Annotated in this window: 13 protein-coding genes; all 13 read right to left on the reverse strand. The window is 47.3% G+C overall.

Annotation, left to right across the window (positions count from 1 at the left end; genetic code table 11):
* Window positions 1-22 precede the first annotated feature (22 nt).
* Window positions 23-1285 carry an efflux RND transporter periplasmic adaptor subunit gene (locus KJS69_RS24315; protein WP_249730688.1) on the reverse strand — a complete coding sequence of 421 codons (1263 nt, stop codon included), beginning with the start codon at window positions 1283-1285 and terminating at the stop codon, window positions 23-25.
* Window positions 1286-1301: 16 nt separating this feature from the next.
* A complete protein-coding gene (locus KJS69_RS24320) occupies window positions 1302-4412 on the reverse strand; it encodes an efflux RND transporter permease subunit (RefSeq protein WP_213586400.1) in 3111 nt (1036 codons plus the stop codon).
* Window positions 4413-4736: 324 nt separating this feature from the next.
* Complete coding sequence (locus KJS69_RS24325; protein ID WP_213586401.1) at window positions 4737-5465, reverse strand: glycerophosphodiester phosphodiesterase; 729 nt, start codon at window positions 5463-5465, stop codon at window positions 4737-4739.
* Between the two features lie 854 nt (window positions 5466-6319).
* Window positions 6320-7135 (reverse strand): carbohydrate ABC transporter permease, encoded by an 816-nt coding sequence (locus tag KJS69_RS24330; RefSeq protein WP_213586402.1) that lies wholly within the window; start codon window positions 7133-7135, stop codon window positions 6320-6322.
* Window positions 7136-7148: 13 nt separating this feature from the next.
* Window positions 7149-8006, reverse strand: a complete 858-nt coding sequence (locus tag KJS69_RS24335) for a carbohydrate ABC transporter permease (protein ID WP_213586403.1) — start codon at window positions 8004-8006, stop codon at window positions 7149-7151.
* 66 nt (window positions 8007-8072) lie between these two features.
* Window positions 8073-9410 carry an ABC transporter substrate-binding protein gene (locus tag KJS69_RS24340; RefSeq protein ID WP_213586404.1) on the reverse strand — a complete coding sequence of 446 codons (1338 nt, stop codon included), beginning with the start codon at window positions 9408-9410 and terminating at the stop codon, window positions 8073-8075.
* Between the two features lie 22 nt (window positions 9411-9432).
* Entirely contained in the window at window positions 9433-10434 is a 1002-nt protein-coding gene (locus KJS69_RS24345; RefSeq protein WP_213586405.1) for a Gfo/Idh/MocA family protein, read from the reverse strand.
* 260 nt (window positions 10435-10694) lie between these two features.
* Window positions 10695-12341 (reverse strand): response regulator, encoded by a 1647-nt coding sequence (locus tag KJS69_RS24350; protein ID WP_213586406.1) that lies wholly within the window; start codon window positions 12339-12341, stop codon window positions 10695-10697.
* Window positions 12328-14118 carry a sensor histidine kinase gene (locus KJS69_RS24355; RefSeq protein WP_213586407.1) on the reverse strand — a complete coding sequence of 597 codons (1791 nt, stop codon included), beginning with the start codon at window positions 14116-14118 and terminating at the stop codon, window positions 12328-12330. The genes KJS69_RS24350 and KJS69_RS24355 overlap by 14 nt, the downstream gene beginning before the upstream one ends.
* A 199-nt stretch (window positions 14119-14317) precedes the next feature.
* On the reverse strand, window positions 14318-16246 hold the full coding sequence (locus KJS69_RS24360) for an FtsX-like permease family protein (protein WP_213586408.1): 1929 nt from the start codon (window positions 16244-16246) through the stop codon (window positions 14318-14320).
* Window positions 16221-17000 carry an ABC transporter ATP-binding protein gene (locus KJS69_RS24365; protein WP_213586409.1) on the reverse strand — a complete coding sequence of 260 codons (780 nt, stop codon included), beginning with the start codon at window positions 16998-17000 and terminating at the stop codon, window positions 16221-16223. The genes KJS69_RS24360 and KJS69_RS24365 overlap by 26 nt, the downstream gene beginning before the upstream one ends.
* Window positions 17001-17117: 117 nt before the next feature.
* Complete coding sequence (locus KJS69_RS24370; RefSeq protein ID WP_213586410.1) at window positions 17118-18230, reverse strand: sensor histidine kinase; 1113 nt, start codon at window positions 18228-18230, stop codon at window positions 17118-17120.
* The gene (locus KJS69_RS24375; RefSeq protein ID WP_213586411.1) at window positions 18220-18936 is read right to left on the reverse strand and encodes a response regulator transcription factor; all 717 of its coding nucleotides are present in this window, start codon (window positions 18934-18936) and stop codon (window positions 18220-18222) included. The genes KJS69_RS24370 and KJS69_RS24375 overlap by 11 nt, the downstream gene beginning before the upstream one ends.
* Window positions 18937-19078: the final 142 nt, after the last annotated feature.

Consider the following 19078-nt stretch of genomic DNA (forward strand, 5'->3'; position numbering starts at 1 on the left):
ATTTATGTCTTGTTTCTCCGTATTAGTCGGCTACTTTAACAGCTTCCTGATCGGTCAGTTGATGCTGACCCGATATGACCAGCCGTTCCCCTTCCTCGACCCCGGACAGGATTTCTTGATTCAATCCCTCCAAACGACCCAATTCCACCTTGCGTCTCTCCACATGCTCCTGCTTGAGAATAAAGACATAGCTGTCTGATCCCTCACGAACGATGCTGGAGGTCGGCACAGCCACTACAAGCTGCTCCTCTTCCGTAAGCATCAGCTGAACACGGGTTCCCGGCTTAAGCTCGAGATCGTCGTTAGCTACTTCTACATCTAAATCATAGGTTTTCGTATCGACATTCATAACATCTGCCAAGTAGGTAATGGTCCCTGTCAGCTTCTCGCTGCTGCCCGGCACATAGAAGGTCACTTCGTCTTTGCCGCGCAAGTAGGAGGCTGCTTCCTCTGTGAGTGTAGCTGATATCTTGGCCGGGTTCAACTGCTCTATCCTCCCTACCTGTACTCCCGGAGACAGGGTCGCCTTCACGACTACCGGAAGCTCGGTCAGGATGCCGCTCACCGGCGCCCTGACTTCATAGTGCTGCAGGCTGCGGTCGATCTCCTGCAAGGTGAGCTGAGAAGACTCCAACTGCACCTCCAGAGCGGCCAAGGAATCGGACGATTCCAACGTTGCGAGCTTCTTCTGCAGGATGTCGAGGTCCATCTTCTGATTGTTGACCTGCGTCTCCATCTGCTCCAGCTCTATCTTGGTCACCAGACCAAGATCATAGTCATTTCGCATTTTATTGTAATTTTTTTCTAGATCAGCGATGCCTTGCTCCATCTTCTGAATCGAATTATTCATTTCAGTCACGCCGTTGGTGTAATCTTCCTTCCCCTGCTTCAGTTGAGCCTGGGCGCTCTTAATGCCGAGCTGTCCCTTCTGTCTTTGCAGTCGTACGTCATCCATATCGATTTTAAGAATGACATCTCCTTCATTCACATAGTCGCCGCGGTTCTTCAACAGCTGGACCACATCGCCGCTTACCTTGGCAAAGACGTCCATCCGAAGAGACGGAACAACTTCTGCCACTTGCTCTAACGGCTCTCCAATTTTCTCCTTGCCTATAGTCGTCGTCTTAACCGTCTTTATCTGCTGCTCCTGACCGGCCGGTGCTTCGGCAGAAGTCACCGGATCCGCGCCGCTGCACCCGGAGATTACGGCCACGCTGAGGATGACCGCTCCAAGCACTGCGGAAGCCTTGTTCCGTTTGTTCTTTCGTTCCCTGTGCTTCATCATGCCTGACTCCCCTTTTTTACTTACTAATATTAGATTGCGCAATGAGCTGCCGTTTGGATGTTTTCGGCTCCCTGCGGAAGATCCGGGCCATCCGTCCGTTAAAGGAATGGATCAAATCATACACTATCGGTACGATAACCAGCGTCAAGATCGTGGAAGTAATCAAGCCTCCAATAACGACCACGGCCAAGCCTTTGGAGATCAAGGCTCCTTTGGACATGCCCATAGCGAGCGGCATGAGAGCAAAAATAGTAGCTCCAGCGGTCATCAAGATGGGACGCAGACGCTCCATCGATCCTTCGACCAGTGCCTCGCGAACGGTATAGTTCTCTTCCCTTAACTGCTGTACCCGGTCTATCAGAACGATCGCATTGGTCACTACAATTCCGATCAACATCATGAACCCGATTAACGAGGTGACGTTCAGTGACTCCGAGGTTATCAACAAGCCTAGCAATCCGCCAATAACAGCCAACGGCAAGGAGAACAGGATGGCGAAAGGCGCACTGGCATTGCCGAAGGTGAGCACCATGATCAAGTAGACAATGAAGACGGCCGCTGCCATCGCCACGAATAAATCGGCAAATCCTTCATTAATGTTATCCGATACTCCGGAAACTTCCCGGCTGACACCGGACGGCAGGTCTATTTCGTTAAGGGCCGCAGCTACCATGGCGCTGACCCCGCCTTTGTTCTTACTCTCGATCGTAGCGGTAACCCGCAGCGTCTGGTGCTGGTTATCCCTTGCTATGGACACCGGAGCTTCAATCTGTCTAAGCTTAGCGATTTCATTGAGGAATACTTTCGCTCCAGTAGGTGACGTTAATTCGATTTTACCCAGTGAATCTAATGAATTCTTATATTTATCATCCAGTTCAACGACTGTTTTGTACAGGACATTGTCAAACTTTAGATCGCCCAGATTTTCCTTGCCGATCCAACTGGCGACGGTCTGCATCACTTGGGCGGAGGTCAGCCCGTAGATTCTCGCCTTGTTTTGATCCACCAGAACTTCAACTTCTGTTTTGGATTCGCTCAGGCTATCCTTCACAGAGGTCAATTCCGGGAATTCCTTGAGCTTCTCTTTAACGATCGCAGCCGCCTGCTGCAGCACCAGTGTGTCTTCCCCTTTAAGCAAATAGGAGAAGTCGGCTCCGCCCCCGCCATCGCCGCCGAACGAAATCAGAGAACCCTCGACTCGCGAGCCTTTGGGCATATCGTACATAATTTGATCTTTCAGTTCTTTCAAGGCCGTCTTGGCATCCGTTGCCTCGGAGACGGAAGTGAACATGGTCGCTTTATAAGGTACGGCTTCGTCGCCAAACTCATAGCCGACCAGCGACTCGATATAAGTGAACTTGGACTGTCCGTTAACATCCTGCTGTTCCTTCATCATAGCCTCGATTTCCTTCATCTTGGCATCCATCATTTCCATAGAGGTTTCTCTCGGCATATCAATCATGAGATACATATGCTTGTCTGATTCACTCTCCGGCATAAAGGAAACGGCCAGGTTAGGAACAATCAGCACAATGGATAGGATAAAAAGCAATCCGGACAGCAGCAAAGTTTTAATCCGATGCTTCAAGCTCCAATTCAATGCGCTCTTGTAGCTCAGAGCCATTCGGCCTACTTTATATTCCTTGGCTACACTTTTGCTTCTCATGACCAGCAGTTTGGCCAGCATCGGAATAACGGTCAACGCGACCAATAGAGACGACATGAGAGCAACTCCCAGAGTAATGGCGAAGGGACGGAAAATCTCCCCAATCATGCCCCCAATGAAACCAAGCGGGCCAAAAACTCCAACCGTAGTAATCGTAGAGGAGGTGATCGCTACAGCCACCTGTTTGGTAGCCATCAATATAACCGATTCGTTGCGCTCCTGAGCCTTCTGAAGCTGACTGTATATGTTCTCGATAACAACGATGGAGTCATCCACTACCCGGCCTACCGCTATGGCCATTCCGCCTAGTGTCATTATGTTAAGAGAAATGCCGAGCGGCGCCATCACCAATAGAGTGATTAGAATGGACAACGGAATCGAAACCAGTACGATTAAAGTCATTCTCACGTTTCTAAGGAACAGCAGGATCATGATGGAAGCAAGCAATGCGCCGAGCGCTCCCTCTTGAACCATTCCATTGATCGAATTCTGAATATCCGTTGCCGTATTATAAATGGTTTGAAAAGCTATGTTCGGATGGGTTACTTTCCAGCCTTCGATCATCCGATCTACAGCGTCGCCGAATTCCACTGCATTGGCGCTCTTGGTTTTGTATAAATGGACTCCAATAGCTGCTTTATCGTCCAGCCGACCGATAAATTTAGACTCGCTGATCGCTTCTATACTGGCTATGTCCTTAAGAATTAAGGCTTCTCCTTTGCGTGTCGTCAGCTTCAGGTTCTCTAAATTATAGATCGAATCGAACTCGCCCGTAATCCGGACCATTTGGTTGTTTCCGCGAAATTCGACGGTCCCGGCCGGGCTGGACATGATGGAGGATTGGATATAGCCCGCCACCTCTGCTGGAGTAAACCCGTAATGGCTGATCGCATTCGCATCGAGTTTAATCGTCAGCGCCGCTTCCTGGTTTCCGATCGAATCGACGTGATCCAGTCCGCTGATCGAGTTGAATCCCGGCAGAATAACATCCCGATAGATCTTATCGAGCTCCGCCTGATTCATCCCTTCCTCTCCGTAGACGGACATGTAATACACCGGTGACGAGGCAAATCCGAAGGTTTGAACCCGGGGCTTCTCGGCGCCTTGCGGCATTTTAACATTAGCGACCAGGCTCTCTACCTCTCTCTTCGCTTCCTCGGGGTCCATGCCCTGCTCGAGCTCGATCATAATACTGGAGAAATTGTCACTCGAGGTAGAATTCAGATTCTTTAATCCTTCCAGCCCGGATATCGTCTTTTCCAACGGTTTAGTTACATGCTCAAGCACATCGCTAGGTGGTGCCGTATATTGCGTGCTTACCATAACCATGGGTAAGGAGATATCAGGCATACTTTCCACTTTCAATATAGATGAGGCATAAATTCCCCCGCCGACCAGCATTAGCATCATAATGATCAATGCCGCGACGTTCTTCATGGAAAACTTTGTCATACTCTCCATATTGGCTTTGCTCCCCCCACTCCTAATTAACGGAACGGCCTTCTGTTCAACCGATCCTCTCTTTAATTGTTACAGAATAAGTATATAGGTTGGCCTCAAAAGTAACAGGTGGAGAAAGTCATAAATTGGCATGATACCGGTCATATTTTCCATATGACCCTCGTAATAATTCCATATGACTAGGTCAAAATGGAAAAGAAAAAGAGCATCCTGCCTCTTATCCGCCCCGTAAGAGGGGCGAAAACAAATAAGATGCAAAAATACTCTTCGTTATAGAAAGCTGTTCATGATAGTAAGCCGGCAGCCTTCACCGAGGAAAGCGGGTCATGCTTCCTCCAGCATCAACTTCTTCAGCTTGCCCGGGCAATCCGTAATGATCCCTGATACTCCGGAAGCGATCATTCTTCTCATGCTTTGTTCATCATTCACGGTGTAGACGTACACTTCATAGCCACTCTCGCGCAGCTCGCGAATGTCTTCATCCCCAATATTTATATAGTGGGGATGAAGTGAGTACAAGGGGACCGGACTTAAATCCGCATAGCCTTTATGACTGTACAGTTCATCATATAAAATGCCGACCTTCAGTTCCGGTTCGAGTTTCTTAAGCCGAACCAGACTTTGGTGACGGAAGGAAGAGACGACGACAGACTCCAGTCGGTCCGATCTCTTGAGCAGATCAACCAGTCTTCCTTCAATAAGGCCGTCATAGACATTCTTTACTTCAATATTAATCATGATCTGTTTCGGAATAGCCTCGAAAACCTCCGACAACAATGGAATCCGCTCGCCGCGAAACGCCTCTCCATAACGGACTCCCGCGTCCAGCTTCTTCAAATCGGACACGGTCATTGCCCGAATGGCTCCCGTGCCATCCGTCGTCCGGTTCACGGTGGAGTCATGGCACACGACAATTTCCCCATCCGCGCTAAGATGGATGTCCAGCTCCAACCCTTCTGCTCCTTGCTCCAAAGCTTTCTGAAAAGCGACCAGCGTATTCTCCGGAGCATCCATGGCGGCTCCGCGGTGACCGATAATCATTGTCCTGTTCATGTGTATGGTATCTCCTTCATCAAAAATATGGATCGGGCTATGGATCATCAAGATATAAAGACAGAAGGCCCAAGTGCTCGTCCCCCGCTGCTAGAGCTTCGCAACCAAGCATAAACGGCTGCGTCCTTTAACGGCGGATTAACGTTTCGCAGTGAATTATAAGCATGGTTATAAGTGTGAATCTTATAACTTCTTATAATAAAAAAAAGACGCACTAAACCTATCCATCCCTTGCCTCACGGCAAAGCTTAAATGATTTCAGGTTTTCTCTCGCGTCTCTACCTAGCCCTATTCAATTATTATTAGTATGCATCCGTTAATCTCATCCGTCAATACCTTTTCTTCTCCTGCCTGGCTTCTTTGCAGTTCTGCTCCAGGATGATGCCTATTTTCACCCCCGTGCCTCTAATTTCAATCATTTTCTGTCTTTTCTCCGTTTGGATTTAATTTCTCCCTTAAGCTTATTGGTCTTGCTGTCGACTATTTGTATACTGAGTCCCTTGAAAGCGTGACTCAGCTCGAACATCTCGGCTATGGCCTCTTCCCTCGTCATAGGCCCGCGAAGTCTTCTTCCTTTATAGCAAATATAATACTGCAGCATCGATGGCTCCATTTGGACGGCCGGTATAATCGGGTCAAAACGTAACGGATGGGAGCAGCTATAAGTGGGGAGACGCTACAAAGGCGGCAAACTAGCACCGTATAGACCTGGGGCCGATTATTGAAAAATGGTTGGACTTCGATGGAAACCCTTTGGAAATCTACCGTCCATTATAACATACCCTCGTCTACTCTCTTGGAGAGTTACTACCAATTCTAAGCCAAAACTATGGGAGAGATGCAGTCCAGGGAGCTTACTTAACAGCTCCCAGTGTCATTCCTTTAACCAAATGCTTTTGGACCGCTATCCCAAAAATAAGCATAGGAAGCATAACAATCGTTCCCGCTGCCGTCAGCGGCCCCCATTCGGTGCCTTGGAATGTCATGAACGACGTAATCAAGACAGGCAGTGTCTGCGTCCCTCTACCGGTTAATACAAGCCCGATCAAAAACTCATTCCATACAAGCAGCATCGATAGAATGAAGGTAGCGGCGATTCCTCCCTTGGCCACTGGGACAATAATCCGATAAAAGGCTTTAAATTCCGTACAGCCGTCTACAAAAGCCGCCTCACGGAGCTCATGTGGAATTTCCTCGAAGAAGGTGAGCAGCATCAGCACAACAAACGGCAAATTCATTAAGGTATAAACGAAAATCATCAGCAAATAAGAGTCCGTCAGCCCTAACTTTACAGCCATAAAATATACGGGCAGCAGCATTAAGATTGGCGGAGCTATTCTCGCGCTAAGAATAAAAGTGATCCACTTTGACTTCCGACGAAATTGGAAATAAGCAAGAGCATAGGCGGTCACCATCCCCAAACATAGACACAGAACGGTAGATACGCTCGAAATGGTCAAACTGTTAAAGATGGCCTTAAAAAAATCAGATCTAGCAAATACGTTGTCATAGTTTTCAAACGTTGGCGTAAATAGAAAAACGGGAGGCAAGGCAAAAGCGTCCCTATAGTTCTTAAGGGACGTTAATATTAACCAGACAAAGGGCATCATAAAAAACAGTAGAATTACTATTGCACCAATGTAATAAAAGCTTTCTTTCGCTGCGCGCATCCTTATCTCCCTCCTAACCTGTTCTCGATGTCATTGATTTATAAACAAACGTAAATACAAACGTCAGCAGAACCGTAATAGACAAGTTAATAACCGTGGCGTAGCTAAGGTTAAAGTTATTGAAGCCTTGAATATATGCGTACATATTTGCTGTTTCGGTCGCCAGCGACGGGCCTCCGCGTGTCATGACATAAATGATATCGAACGTTTTAATGCTGTCCATGAGACGCAGCAATAACGCGATCATGAGAGCAGGCTTCAACAAGGGCAAGGTGACATGCATAAACGTCTGTACGGGGCTTGCTCCATCCACTTTGGCCGCTTCCAGGGGCTCGCTGGGCATCGCATCCAATGCCGACGCCAGAATGAGGAAAACAAAAGGTGTCCATTGCCATACGTCGGCAACAATGACAGAGTACATGGCCAAGTCAACGCTACCCAGCCAATCATGCTTGCTCCCCAACCCGATCAAGCCCAAATAATAGTTAACAATCCCAGCGTTCGGATCATAAAAAATACGCCAGATCAAGCCGGAAACGACCGGGGTCATAATCATTGGGATCAGCATCAGAGCCCTGACCAGCTTACGTCCCGGGAATTGACGGTTAAAATAAAGAGCAATGGCGAGACCGAGTGACAATTCTATAAACGTAGCAATCAGTGAAAATTTCAGCGTTTTTCCAACAGAAGCCCACGCCCGCTTATCCTGAAACAAATCAATAAAGTTAGATAACCCGACAAAGGAGAAAGTCTGTTTAATCATGCTAATATTGTGAAGACTTAAATAAATTGAGTATCCAAGCACCATAACCGAAAAAAACACCAGAACTACGACGCTTGGCATCAGCCAGTAACGTTGGCTTTTATGCATTCCTCTCACTTCCTTAAAAAAGCCAAGGGCGAATTCCTCAGCTCTTGGCCTTCAGTATGAAATTGATTATTTAGCCTCTAGCAGTCTGTTATTCAACTCGTTCGCTTCTTTCAAAGCTTCTTCTGCCGGAGTATGTCCGGTCAATGCTTTGGAAATCGCGACTCCCGTATTGTTAATCATCTCGTTTGCTTGTGCGATTTGGGGCAAATAGTTCATATTTCCTTCTTCAATCGCTTGCAGCATAGCATCTTTAAATGCGCCAAATTTCTCAACAAACACTTCTTCCTTCATGGCACTGAGCGAAGTGACGCCGGCATTAGGATCGATCGACATCGATTTGACCTGTTGTTCTTTGGACGTAGCCCAGCTCATAAACAACCATGCCGCTTCTTTATTCTTGCTGTCCTTCGACAAATAGATTCCGTGCACTGTCAATGTAGAAGCTCCGCCTTTCGGGCTGTCCGTTTGAGTAGGGACCGGAGCGTAGCCCACATTGCCCACGATCGAAGACTCGTCAGGGTCTTCATTAAAAGCGCCGTTGACGGTAGCGTCGATGGTCATCGCCGCTTTCCCTTGTTGGAACAACAATCGGTTTTCCTGCCACCCGAAGTTGGCTACCCCAGTGGGGCCGTATTGCGTTAACAGATCTCTATAAAATTCCAACGCCTTGACCGCTTCCGGAGAAGCGATGTCCGATTGACCCTGCTCGTTCAGCCATTGTCCCCCGAAGCCCCAGAGGAACGTCGACCATACATACACATTCTGAATCCCTTGTTCTCCCCGGAGCGTCATCCCGGCGATCTCGCCATTGGTCTGCTCGTGGATCGTTTTCGCGGCATGCATCAGCTCATCGTAAGTTTTAGGCACCGGAATGTTATATTTTTCAAAAAGGTCTTTCCTGTACATCAGGAAATTACTTTCCCCATAGACGGGAAGCCCGTATGTTTGACCTTCCACTTTCATGACTTCCAAATATTTAGGGACGAAATCCTGCGCATCGAAATAGGATTTTAAAGCCTCGTTATTCATATATTCATCCAGCGGCTCGACATAGTCGGCGTTCACATATCCAATGCCATGTACCATATCGTCCATAATGACATCATAACGGCCGGATCGGCTAGAGAAGTTCATCAAAGCTTTAGAAGTCAAATCACTGTAAGGTATAATCTCCAGATTGACTTTAATTCCTGTCTGCTCCTCGAATTCTGGAAGCATTTTTTGAATCGAGTTACTGGTCGGATGACCTTCCAGCAGAACACTGATTTGCTGACCTTTATACGGCGTGTCTCCTCCCGCATTCCCTGCCCCCTCCTGAGGACCCGTTCCGTTGGTACCGGAACACCCGGCTGCAACGGATAGCGCGATCAAAGAAACCGCGACGACTTTGAACGATTTGTTCACCAATAACCCCTCCTCAGGAATGTTAAGGCTGAACCGTGACCGGCCGGCCTATCCGTAAAGATTCTTCCATGCAATGTGCTATATAAACCGATCTATAAGCCTCCTCCACCGAAATGGGAAGCGGTTCCCCGTCCAGGACGGCTCTTACGAAAGAGGTTAGCTCCTCCTTCATTATGCCCGTCATTCTACCGTACATCTCGACCCCGTATGCGGTATCTGGGAAGGTGAACCGGGAGCCGGAGTGTATAGATATATTTTGATTGATAATATCAATATCTACAGCGCCCTCCGTTCCCGTAATGTTCAGCTTCGCATCAAGCTCCAGGTGATGCTCCGGGAGAACCCAGCTCGTTTCGTAATTGCCGACCGCACCGGAAGCAAACCGGAGAGTCGTTAAAGTCGCGTCCATAACCCCGAACGCGGCCAGACGTTCACTGACTCCAACAGCATACACTTCAACAATTGAATCGCCCGTCACCCACTCGATAGCGTCAATATCATGGACGCCCAAGAACATAAGGACGGATGTCCTGCCTTTTAACCGCTGCCCGTTCAGAAACGAATTGTTTCGTCTGGCATACAAATGCAACGGCTTGCCGATCTTGCCCTGCCGAACCGCTTGATACGCTTGATAATAACGCGGATCCCAGCGCAGCGTATGTCCCACCATCATCTGGATGCCAGATTGCTTAACCTGGTTCACGATTCCTTTGGCTTCTTCTATTTCCGCGGCCAAAGGTTTTTCCATCAGCACGTGCTTACCGTATTTGCAAGCAAGGAGCGCTAACTCATAATGTTGATCGTCGGCTGTACAAATGCTGACTGCATCCAGGTCCGGTATTTGAAACACAGACTCGATATGTTCGGAAGCAATAGCGCCATATTGAGCCGCGATCCGCTCGGTCAATTCTCGGTTTATGTCATAAACAGCAGTCAATTCCACGTTTGGCATTTCCGTATAGATACGGGTATGCGACTGCCCCATGACACCTAATCCAATGACGGCAACTTTTAATTTACGCATGATGCTCGTCCCCCTTTTATTCATTTGATAATGCCGGCTCATCGTTTTCAAGCGCTTACATTTGTATTTTAATTTTTGCGGAGGATAGATGGAATGCACAAATTCTGCGATATTGTTCACATTTTTACCCTCGATTGCGGAATGGACCGGAGCTTTTCATTTTTTTTAGATTCATTGTCAATATTTATAAAAAGCATCTATGATGCCTTTATTGAAGTGTCATCGGATCAAGATATGTGGAAAATAAAAAGTTCCCAAAATTATATTTTGGGAACAAGGCTCTCTTTGGAATTATTATGCACTTGCAAGCGGTAGTTCTGAGGGCTGACGCCCATAATCTTTTTGAAAATCCTGCTAAAGTAGTTGACGTTGTCATAGCCTACTTTTTCTGCGATTGAATAGCTGGGCATATGGGTCTCCCGTAAATATTCGGCTGCTTTCTCCACACGGATTTGATTTAGATAAGCGGTAAAACCGACCTGGGTTGCCTTCTTAAACAGATAGCTTAAGTAGCTTTCGCTCATGTTGGCCATCTGAGCTGCCTGCTTTAGCGACCAATCGTCAGCATAGCGTTCTTTCATCTTCAGAATGAGCTGGCTGATTTCTTCACGATACGTTCTGCTTAAGATGTCACGCGCACGACGCACTTGATCTTCTATAAACCGTTCGAACCATTCCTCGGCCTCCCACACATCCTGAAATCCGATCACTTGTTTATATAAAGGAGGCTCTGAATCGGGTTCAGCCATTCCTTCCTCGTCATATCTTTTCAGGCCGGTTTGTATATAGTGCAGCAGTTTCAGACAAACTTGAATGTAGTATTCGGAAGAATATTGACCCTCCCTCATCCTTCTGAAAATATCCCCTATCGTTTGTTTCAAACCCTCATCATCGAGAAGTTCTATCTTTTGGCGCAATTCTTGCTCTATTTCGTTGGTAAAAAGATGCTCTGATCCCGTACATTCGATCCTCATAGCTTCTTCATATTTATACACGTTTTCTTTCCCCGCAAAAAAATATTGCCGAAGCGCTTTATCGGCTTGATCGTAGGCCCGCTTTAGTTCCGTCTTCCCTGCAAATCGTGCGCTGACGCCTATGCTGACCGAAATCCCCAAAAATCTCTTCAATGCGCTGATTATATCTTTGCCTACGGAGTCGATTACTTCCGCCGGATCAGAGACGTGAACCTCCCAAGGAATCAGGAGGACCAGGCTATGTTCATTGTAAGGAATAACGCAGCCTTTTACCCACTTGTTCATTCCTAGTTCGGCCAGGTTAGCCAATGTATGATAGGTTTCCGGGTCGACAGACGAATTCGGGGGCGGCGGATGAATATGCATCAGCAGCAGAATACTTTCCGCTTCCCATGTCCATTCAGAATTATCCATCGAACCTTCCCTGGAATAGGATGTATTGGCAGAAGGCGGGCTATCCAGCCATTGGCGCAACGTCTGCGTCAGCTTGTGACGAACATCCGTTTCCACCGGAGGATGAAGCACGCTTCCCTCCCGCGTCCGTTTATCGGCAGCGATTTTATTCGCGGTTTCTAAAAGCAGCTCGAGCAGCTCCTCAGGTTTCATCGACGCCTTCAGAATATAATCGTCCACGCCCATCTTCATCGCTTGTCGTAAATACTCGTACTCGTTATGACTGCTTAAGACGATAATTCTCATCTCGGGATCCATCCGCTTGGCCTGATGAATTAAATCAAGTCCATTCATATTAGGCATGACAATATCCGTTAATAAAATGTCAGGTCTCGTCCGTTCTATCCCTTCGAGGGCTTCAATACCATCAGAGGCGTCTCCGATGTAGACGAACCCGTGCTTCTCCCATTCGATCACCGATCGGATTCCGAGACGGACCAGAATCTCATCATCAACCAGCATTACCTTATAAGGACCCATGGGATTCCTCCCTTTCCATCATTGATTGGTATGGAAGCGATAACCGGACCTTCGTACCTTCCCCTAGTATGCTTTCCACGGTTACCCCGTAAGAGGCTCCGTATTGGAGCTTGATCCGGTCATGCACATTTTTGATTCCAATCCTCTCCCCTTGGGCAACCTCCGAACCGCTAGACAAGAAGCCCTGAATTTTGCGAAGCTTATCTCTATCCATTCCAACCCCGTTGTCCTGAACGGTAAGGATCATATGGCTGCCTTCAACCTCTGCCCGGATCTTTACCACTCCCTTTTCTCTTAAAGGCTCGATTCCGTGCTGGATACAGTTCTCTATAATAGGCTGAAGCATAAATTTGACGACCTGCACAGACAGCAGTTCATCCGGCACATCATAATCTACCGTTAATTTTTCGTTATATTTAATTTTCATCAGTGCGGTATAGTTTCGGATATAATCCAGCTCGTGCCGCAGTGGAATCAGATTCTCCCCTCTGCCTATAGCCGATTCCATAATCCCTCCGAGATTGGACAGCATGTCCCCTACTTCGCGGGCATTGCGGATATAGGCCATCCACTTGATGTTATTCAGCGTATTGAGAATAAAATGCGGATTGATTTGCGCTTGTAGAGCTTTAAAACGAAGCTCTTCCTTCTGCTGATACTGCTCTTTCAGCCTCTGCATCAACTCGTTGATTCGCCTGATCATTTTATTATAAGTATCGGCCAACAACGATATTTCTTTTGGCCCTTTCACTATAAAAACGCTTTCAGATGATTGCTCCTCGAAGGCAAGCATTTTTCGGGCAAGCGATTTTAGCGGTTTGCTTATGCTGTAAGAGATTGTAATTGTAATCAAAATGAAGAGGATAAAAATGACGATAGTTATTGCAATATTCGCCCTCCGAATATCAAAGATTTCTTTGAAGACCATGTCGTACGGGATCGCCTGAACGATCTTCCAACCCGTTTGATTAAATGTGGAATAGTTAACTATCGATTTATTCTCGTGCTTCTCCACAATGGTCTGACCTTTAGGCTCCAACCAGATCCCCGGATTGTCCAGATCTTGTGAAATCAGCTTGCCCAGCACCGCTTTATTTGGACTGGACATAACGATCCCATCCTTATCCAGAATAAAAGTGTCCCCATCCAGCCTGGATAAATATTTGCCGATATCCCCCTCGCTTACGCTAAAGAGAAGTACCCCGACAGGGTTATGGGTTAATGGATCGAATACGTTCTTGGCCAAGGAAATGACCGGACTATGATCAGCAAACGTATAATTATGGCTATAAAACCAAATGAGCTTGGAAGGTTCGCGGGTCAACTCCTGATACCAATCGGTTTGCGTCAATTCTTCATATTTGGATGGTTCCGCATGTCGGGTGCTAATCCAATTGCCTTGCCGATCCAATATAGCCACATAAGCTGTAAAATTGTAAAAGGACAATTTATGAAGGATGCTTTGCTTGATCTCCAGTTGATCGTACTCCCCTAATTTCCCGGGATTTTTCAACAAATGGATAACATCGGGATCGATGGACAAATCTGTTGACAACTTGAACATATCCTGAAGGACGGCTTCGATATTCATATTGACTAGCGATAAAGCGTCTTGGGAAGAATTCCCGATTTTCTTCTCAATAACCTTTTCCAACGGTCTGTCGATATAATAGAAAGAAATCAAAAAAGGAATGATCAGGAAGACGACAATCGAGAAAAAGATTTTGCTTCTTATGGATCCTTTACGCCGTAATAAACCAATAATGATGCGCTTCATGTTGACTGTTCCTGCTCCTTTCCAGGATGAAAGCGTTTATCCTATTATAACATCTGATTTCAAGAAGCAAGCTTGGAAAATTTTCAGATCCCGGGTGACATGCACAGACATAACAGATAGCGATCCTGTAAAGAGACCGCCCCTGCTACCGTATATAAAAAAAGAATGCTCCGTTATTCAAGGCATTCTCGGCTATACTCTATCCGCCTCTCAACGTTTGCTTAAGATAGGCCTGGCGGCTAAGGATGAAATAAAGATACTGCATGACGAAAAACAGACCGATGACGACGAATCCATACTGCCAGACCGTGATCCCGATCAGATTCCCCAATGCTTTAAAGGCGAAGACAGTATGCAGGGTTCCAACCAGAAAAGGAATGAAGAAAACCAGTCCGATTTGCAGCGTAATCACTTTTTTCAGTTCCTCCATGGACATCCCTATCCGTCCCAACGACCGGTAAAACGCTTGATCCTCCTGAAGCTCGGTAAACAGTTTAAAATAAATCATACTTCCTGCAGCGATAAAAAACAGAATGCTGATGAAGAGCCCGATAAACAGGGTCAGAGAATTGAACTGTCTCATGTCCAGGTAATCCTGAACCCGCGAAGAAAACTGCCCCCTCTGATCCGGGGGAAGCTGGTCCAAGACGCGATTAACGATTTCGCCGGCCTGCTCCCAATGGGCCAGCTCATACCCGTAATATCTTACTTTAAGCTCATCCGGCGTTGAGGCCATCAGTTGATTGTAGTGCTCATCGTCAACAATCAGTAAAGCTTCAATCCTTCGGCTCGTATTCACAATTCCTCCGTAAATCTGCCCATCCATCTCTAAAGTGAGCGGACGTCCATCAATCGATGTCGTCAACTCTTCTCCTTTAGCGAACCATTCCATCCCCAATATGTTGCGGTACGGAAATACATAGAGTGCATGACCCTCTTCCACCTGCAGCTGTTTCCTGTGAATCCGCTTCGCATACTCGTTGTAGTCGCTTGCCGGGATAATAATGGCCGATGTTTCCTTGCCGGGCCGGTCTTTCAGCTTCAACGGTACGTGAATCCCTGTTAATTCGATGGCATATTCGATTTCTCCCCCATACTGTTCCACTGTTTTTTTCACAATTTGTGGATCCAGGACGGAATGACCCTCTGTTCCGCTTTCTTCATAGCCTATAGTCTGCGGATACTGCTCCATGAGCTGATCCCGCGAATCTTGATAGAACACATAGAACGTTCCGGATGCGGTCAGTACAACCGCGCTTAGAATCGATACGGAAAAGAACAGCCTCGCGTTATCCTTCATTTTGAAGACAAGCTGGGAAATCGTTAATAAATTCGTCTGCTTGTAATAAACGGATTTCGTCCTTTGCAGCCAGCGGAACAAGGCTACACTGCCCTGCGTAAACAGAAAATACGTCCCGATAATGACAATGAAAATAACGGGGAAAAAGGTGATCACTATATTCCGCATATTCGAAATATAGGCCATATAATAACCCGCCCCCAGGCAAAGCACCGACAAAAGAACGAGCAGCCATGAAAAAACCGGGATCTTCTTCGGTTTTTTAGCCGCTTTAAGCAAATCAATAATTTTGCTGCGTCCAACCTGGATGAGATTGATCAAAGTAATGACCTGGAAAAGCAGGAAGAACCCTCCTGCCGTTAAACCCACGGCTTCAGGAACAAGCTTGAATGGAATCGGACTAACACTCAGCAATTGAGCAATGACCATAAAAAATAATTTGGAAAACAGAGAACCAAAGGCGATTCCGACGACGATTGCCAGCAGCGCAATGAGCGAATTTTCATACCAAACCATTCTTTTCACTTGCCGCTTGGTCATTCCCAGCAAGAAAAACAAGCCAAATTCCTTCTTGCGTGATTTAATAAAAGCGGAATTGGAGTACAGCACGAAAAAAAAGGAGAAGAGAATGATGATGTACTCACAAGCAATGAGGGCATTGCGAACTTTATCCGCGGCCCGAATAGTTCCGCCCACTACATCGGGGTGAAAAATAAACTGGGAGTAAATAAAAAAAATCATAACCGAAAAGACGCTGCTCAAAAAAAAGGCAATATAGCGATGCCAGCTGCCGGAAACGTTCCTAGAAGCGAGCTGTCGGAATTTCATCGAAACTGCCCCCCAGAACACTCAGCGAATCCAATATTTGTTGAAAAAAAGCTTGCCGGTTAGAGCCCCGGCGAATTTCCGAGAACAGCTTCCCGTCTTTAATAAACACTATCCGCTGGCAGAAGCTTGCAGCGAAAGGATCGTGGGTAACCATCATGATGGTGGCGTGCTGCCGCTCGTTCAGCTCTTTAAGCGAATTCATCACATCATTAGCCGATTTGGAATCCAGATTGCCCGTCAATTCATCCGCAAGCAAAATAGCGGGACGGTGAATCATAGCCCGGGCGATGGCCGTTCGCTGCTGCTGCCCGCCCGACACCTCGAAGGTGCGCTTGTTCAAGATAGGATAAATCCCCAGTACACTTGCTATTTCATGCAGCCGCTCTTCAATCTCCTTCACCGGGGTGTTATCCAGAACAAGCGGTAGGATAATATTCTCCTGGATGGATAAGGTATCCAACAAATTAAAGTCCTGAAAAACGAAGCCCAGCTGTCTTCTGCGGAAGAGAGCCAACTGGTTATTGGTGAGCCGGGAAGGATCGATCCCGTTAATTTCAATCTGGCCGGAGGTAGGAGTATCGATGGTGGCCAGCAGGTTGAGCAGAGTCGTCTTGCCGCTTCCGGACGGCCCCATCACCCCCACAAACTCTCCTTCCTGAATTTCCAATTGGAAGTTGTCCAGCGCTTTATAGGTCATGCTGCTATTTTTGGTGCCATATATTTTGGTGAGAGCCTCGGCTTTTAACACACTCATTAAAAAACCTCCATTCCCCTCTTTTGCTTAAGTATAGAACGAAGAAGAGAAGTCTCCCATCGAATCGGCTTACAAACCTATCGTTCTGTCTTACAATATTGTCATCTTGAGAGCCGCCTATTCGTATAAAAGCTCATACATATTCGTTGGCTTCGGGAATAGGATCACCGCCGTCGTCCCCTCCCCTTCCCGGGAGCTTAATGAAAGGCGATGGCCCAGCCTCCGGCAAACCTGCTGCGCCAGAAACAACCCCATCCCCGTCGATTCCGCGGTAGTCCGGCCATTGGCCCCGGTAAAGAACGGATCGAAGACCCGCGGAAGATCCTGCTCCGGAATTCCGATTCCTTCATCCCGGATCACCAGGCTCCAGCCTTGGCCGCTCTCTTCGACTGTAATCCAGAGCTGCTGCCGCCCGGGCTTCTCATCTTCCAGCTCGTTAGAGGGCATCGATTTGCGCTTGGCTATGGAATATTTAATGGCATTAGTCAGCAACTGCCTGATAACGAACTCCATCCACTTGCGGTCCGTCTCGACGTAGACCTCCTCCGAATCGGCAGACAGCTTCGGATAAAGAGAATGCCCTATCCAGACCGTCTTGTATTCATTGATAATGCCCCGAACCAATGCGACGAGCTCTACCCGGTCCGCTGCAATGTCCAGCTCGAATTTTTCCAATCTTGCGGTATGCAGCATCATGTTCAGCCCGTGACTCAGACGATCGGTTTCCTCCCGCATGCTTTGCAGGAAAGGCTGCAAACGGCCAGACGGCTCTTCTCGCGACGTTTGCTGAATGAGCAGGTCGATAACCGAGACCGGCGTCTTCATTTGATGAACCCACTGGTTCGCAAAGTGCAGATGCTGCTCCTGCTTAGCCCGGTATTCCTGAAGCTCTTTGGCATAGAGACTATAAGAGGTGTGCATTAGCTTCTGCATAAGAAGCTGCTCTCGGGTAACCGCCGATGTCAGACTAAGAATATGCTCCGGCTTCCCTTCTTCCTTCGATACTAGAGCCAATTCGCGAAAGAAGGAGCGTTGGCGGACATAATCAATGAATAAGAAGCAGGTGAGCCCTGTCAAAGATAAGACCAATATATAGAGGAGATTTCCGAAGGGAAGGATCACCCCTTGATGGGAATAGCTCAAATAGACGACAAGGACGATTAAAGCTGCATTAATGAGAAAGAACAAAATATACATCAGACGGTCCATAAGAAATTGTTTAAACGTCATGGTGAGACCTCTCCCAGACCGGCTCCAGCCGGTACCCTTGCCCACGCACCGTTTCGATAGCGTCGGTAATGCCCAATTCCTCCAGTTTTTTGCGAACCCGGGTAACATTCACCGTAAGGGTATTATCATCGACAAAATGGGCGTCATCCCACAGCTCCTCCAGCAGCTCTTCCCGCGTCACGATTTGGCCGACTTTCTGCGCCAGGCAGTCCAGTAAGCGGAATTCATTTTGACTTAACGAGCTTTTGTTCCCTTTCCACTGAATCAGGTTTTTGGTTCGATCCAGTTGGAGCCCGCTAATTTCATACCGTTCGGCAGTTCCTCCGGAAACCGCGGCATATTCTCCGTAAGCTCTGCGAAGGATTCCTTTAATTTTCACAACGATGACGTCCAGGTTAAAAGGCTTGGTAATATAATCGTCGCCCCCATTTTCGATGGCCATCACCTGATCCATCTCACCGACCCGGGCCGAAATAAATAGAATGGGCACATTCGATACCGTGCGAATTTGTCTGCACCAATAAAATCCGTCATATTGAGGCAAGTTAACGTCCAGCAGCACCAAATGCGGATTAATTTCGACGAACTCGTTCTTAATATCGTGAAAGCGGGAGGCGCGCACCACTTCGTAGTTATATTTGTGAATATACCCGCTCAGAATATCGGCTATTTTGTTGTCGTCTTCCACAATCATTATCCGGTACACTTTCTTTCCTCCCCTATCCATCAACCGAAAAATCTTATTAAGCCAGGTATGGATGATTATTCCTTTCCTTGCACATGCTAATGACAGCGATGGATTCTGCTTATCGTCCCCCCTCCATCCGATCCTAATAGAAACTGAACCC

Origin of the sequence: Paenibacillus sp. J2TS4 (genome assembly GCF_018403245.1) — a bacterium.
GTDB lineage: Bacteria > Bacillota > Bacilli > Paenibacillales > NBRC-103111 > Paenibacillus_L.

What these genes read in the sequence shown, in the direction of transcription:
- KJS69_RS24315 (WP_249730688.1), bottom strand. Translation starts at nt 1,285, where the DNA reads ATGATGAAGCACAGGGAACGAAAGAACAAACGGAACAAGGCTTCCGCA.
- KJS69_RS24320 (WP_213586400.1), bottom strand. Translation starts at nt 4,412, where the DNA reads ATGGAGAGTATGACAAAGTTTTCCATGAAGAACGTCGCGGCATTGATC.
- KJS69_RS24325 (WP_213586401.1), bottom strand. Translation starts at nt 5,465, where the DNA reads ATGAACAGGACAATGATTATCGGTCACCGCGGAGCCGCCATGGATGCT.
- KJS69_RS24330 (WP_213586402.1), bottom strand. Translation starts at nt 7,135, where the DNA reads ATGCGCGCAGCGAAAGAAAGCTTTTATTACATTGGTGCAATAGTAATT.
- KJS69_RS24335 (WP_213586403.1), bottom strand. Translation starts at nt 8,006, where the DNA reads ATGCATAAAAGCCAACGTTACTGGCTGATGCCAAGCGTCGTAGTTCTG.
- KJS69_RS24345 (WP_213586405.1), bottom strand. Translation starts at nt 10,434, where the DNA reads ATGCGTAAATTAAAAGTTGCCGTCATTGGATTAGGTGTCATGGGGCAG.
- KJS69_RS24350 (WP_213586406.1), bottom strand. Translation starts at nt 12,341, where the DNA reads ATGGGTCCTTATAAGGTAATGCTGGTTGATGATGAGATTCTGGTCCGT.
- KJS69_RS24355 (WP_213586407.1), bottom strand. Translation starts at nt 14,118, where the DNA reads ATGAAGCGCATCATTATTGGTTTATTACGGCGTAAAGGATCCATAAGA.
- KJS69_RS24360 (WP_213586408.1), bottom strand. Translation starts at nt 16,246, where the DNA reads ATGAAATTCCGACAGCTCGCTTCTAGGAACGTTTCCGGCAGCTGGCAT.
- KJS69_RS24365 (WP_213586409.1), bottom strand. Translation starts at nt 17,000, where the DNA reads ATGAGTGTGTTAAAAGCCGAGGCTCTCACCAAAATATATGGCACCAAA.
- KJS69_RS24370 (WP_213586410.1), bottom strand. Translation starts at nt 18,230, where the DNA reads ATGACGTTTAAACAATTTCTTATGGACCGTCTGATGTATATTTTGTTC.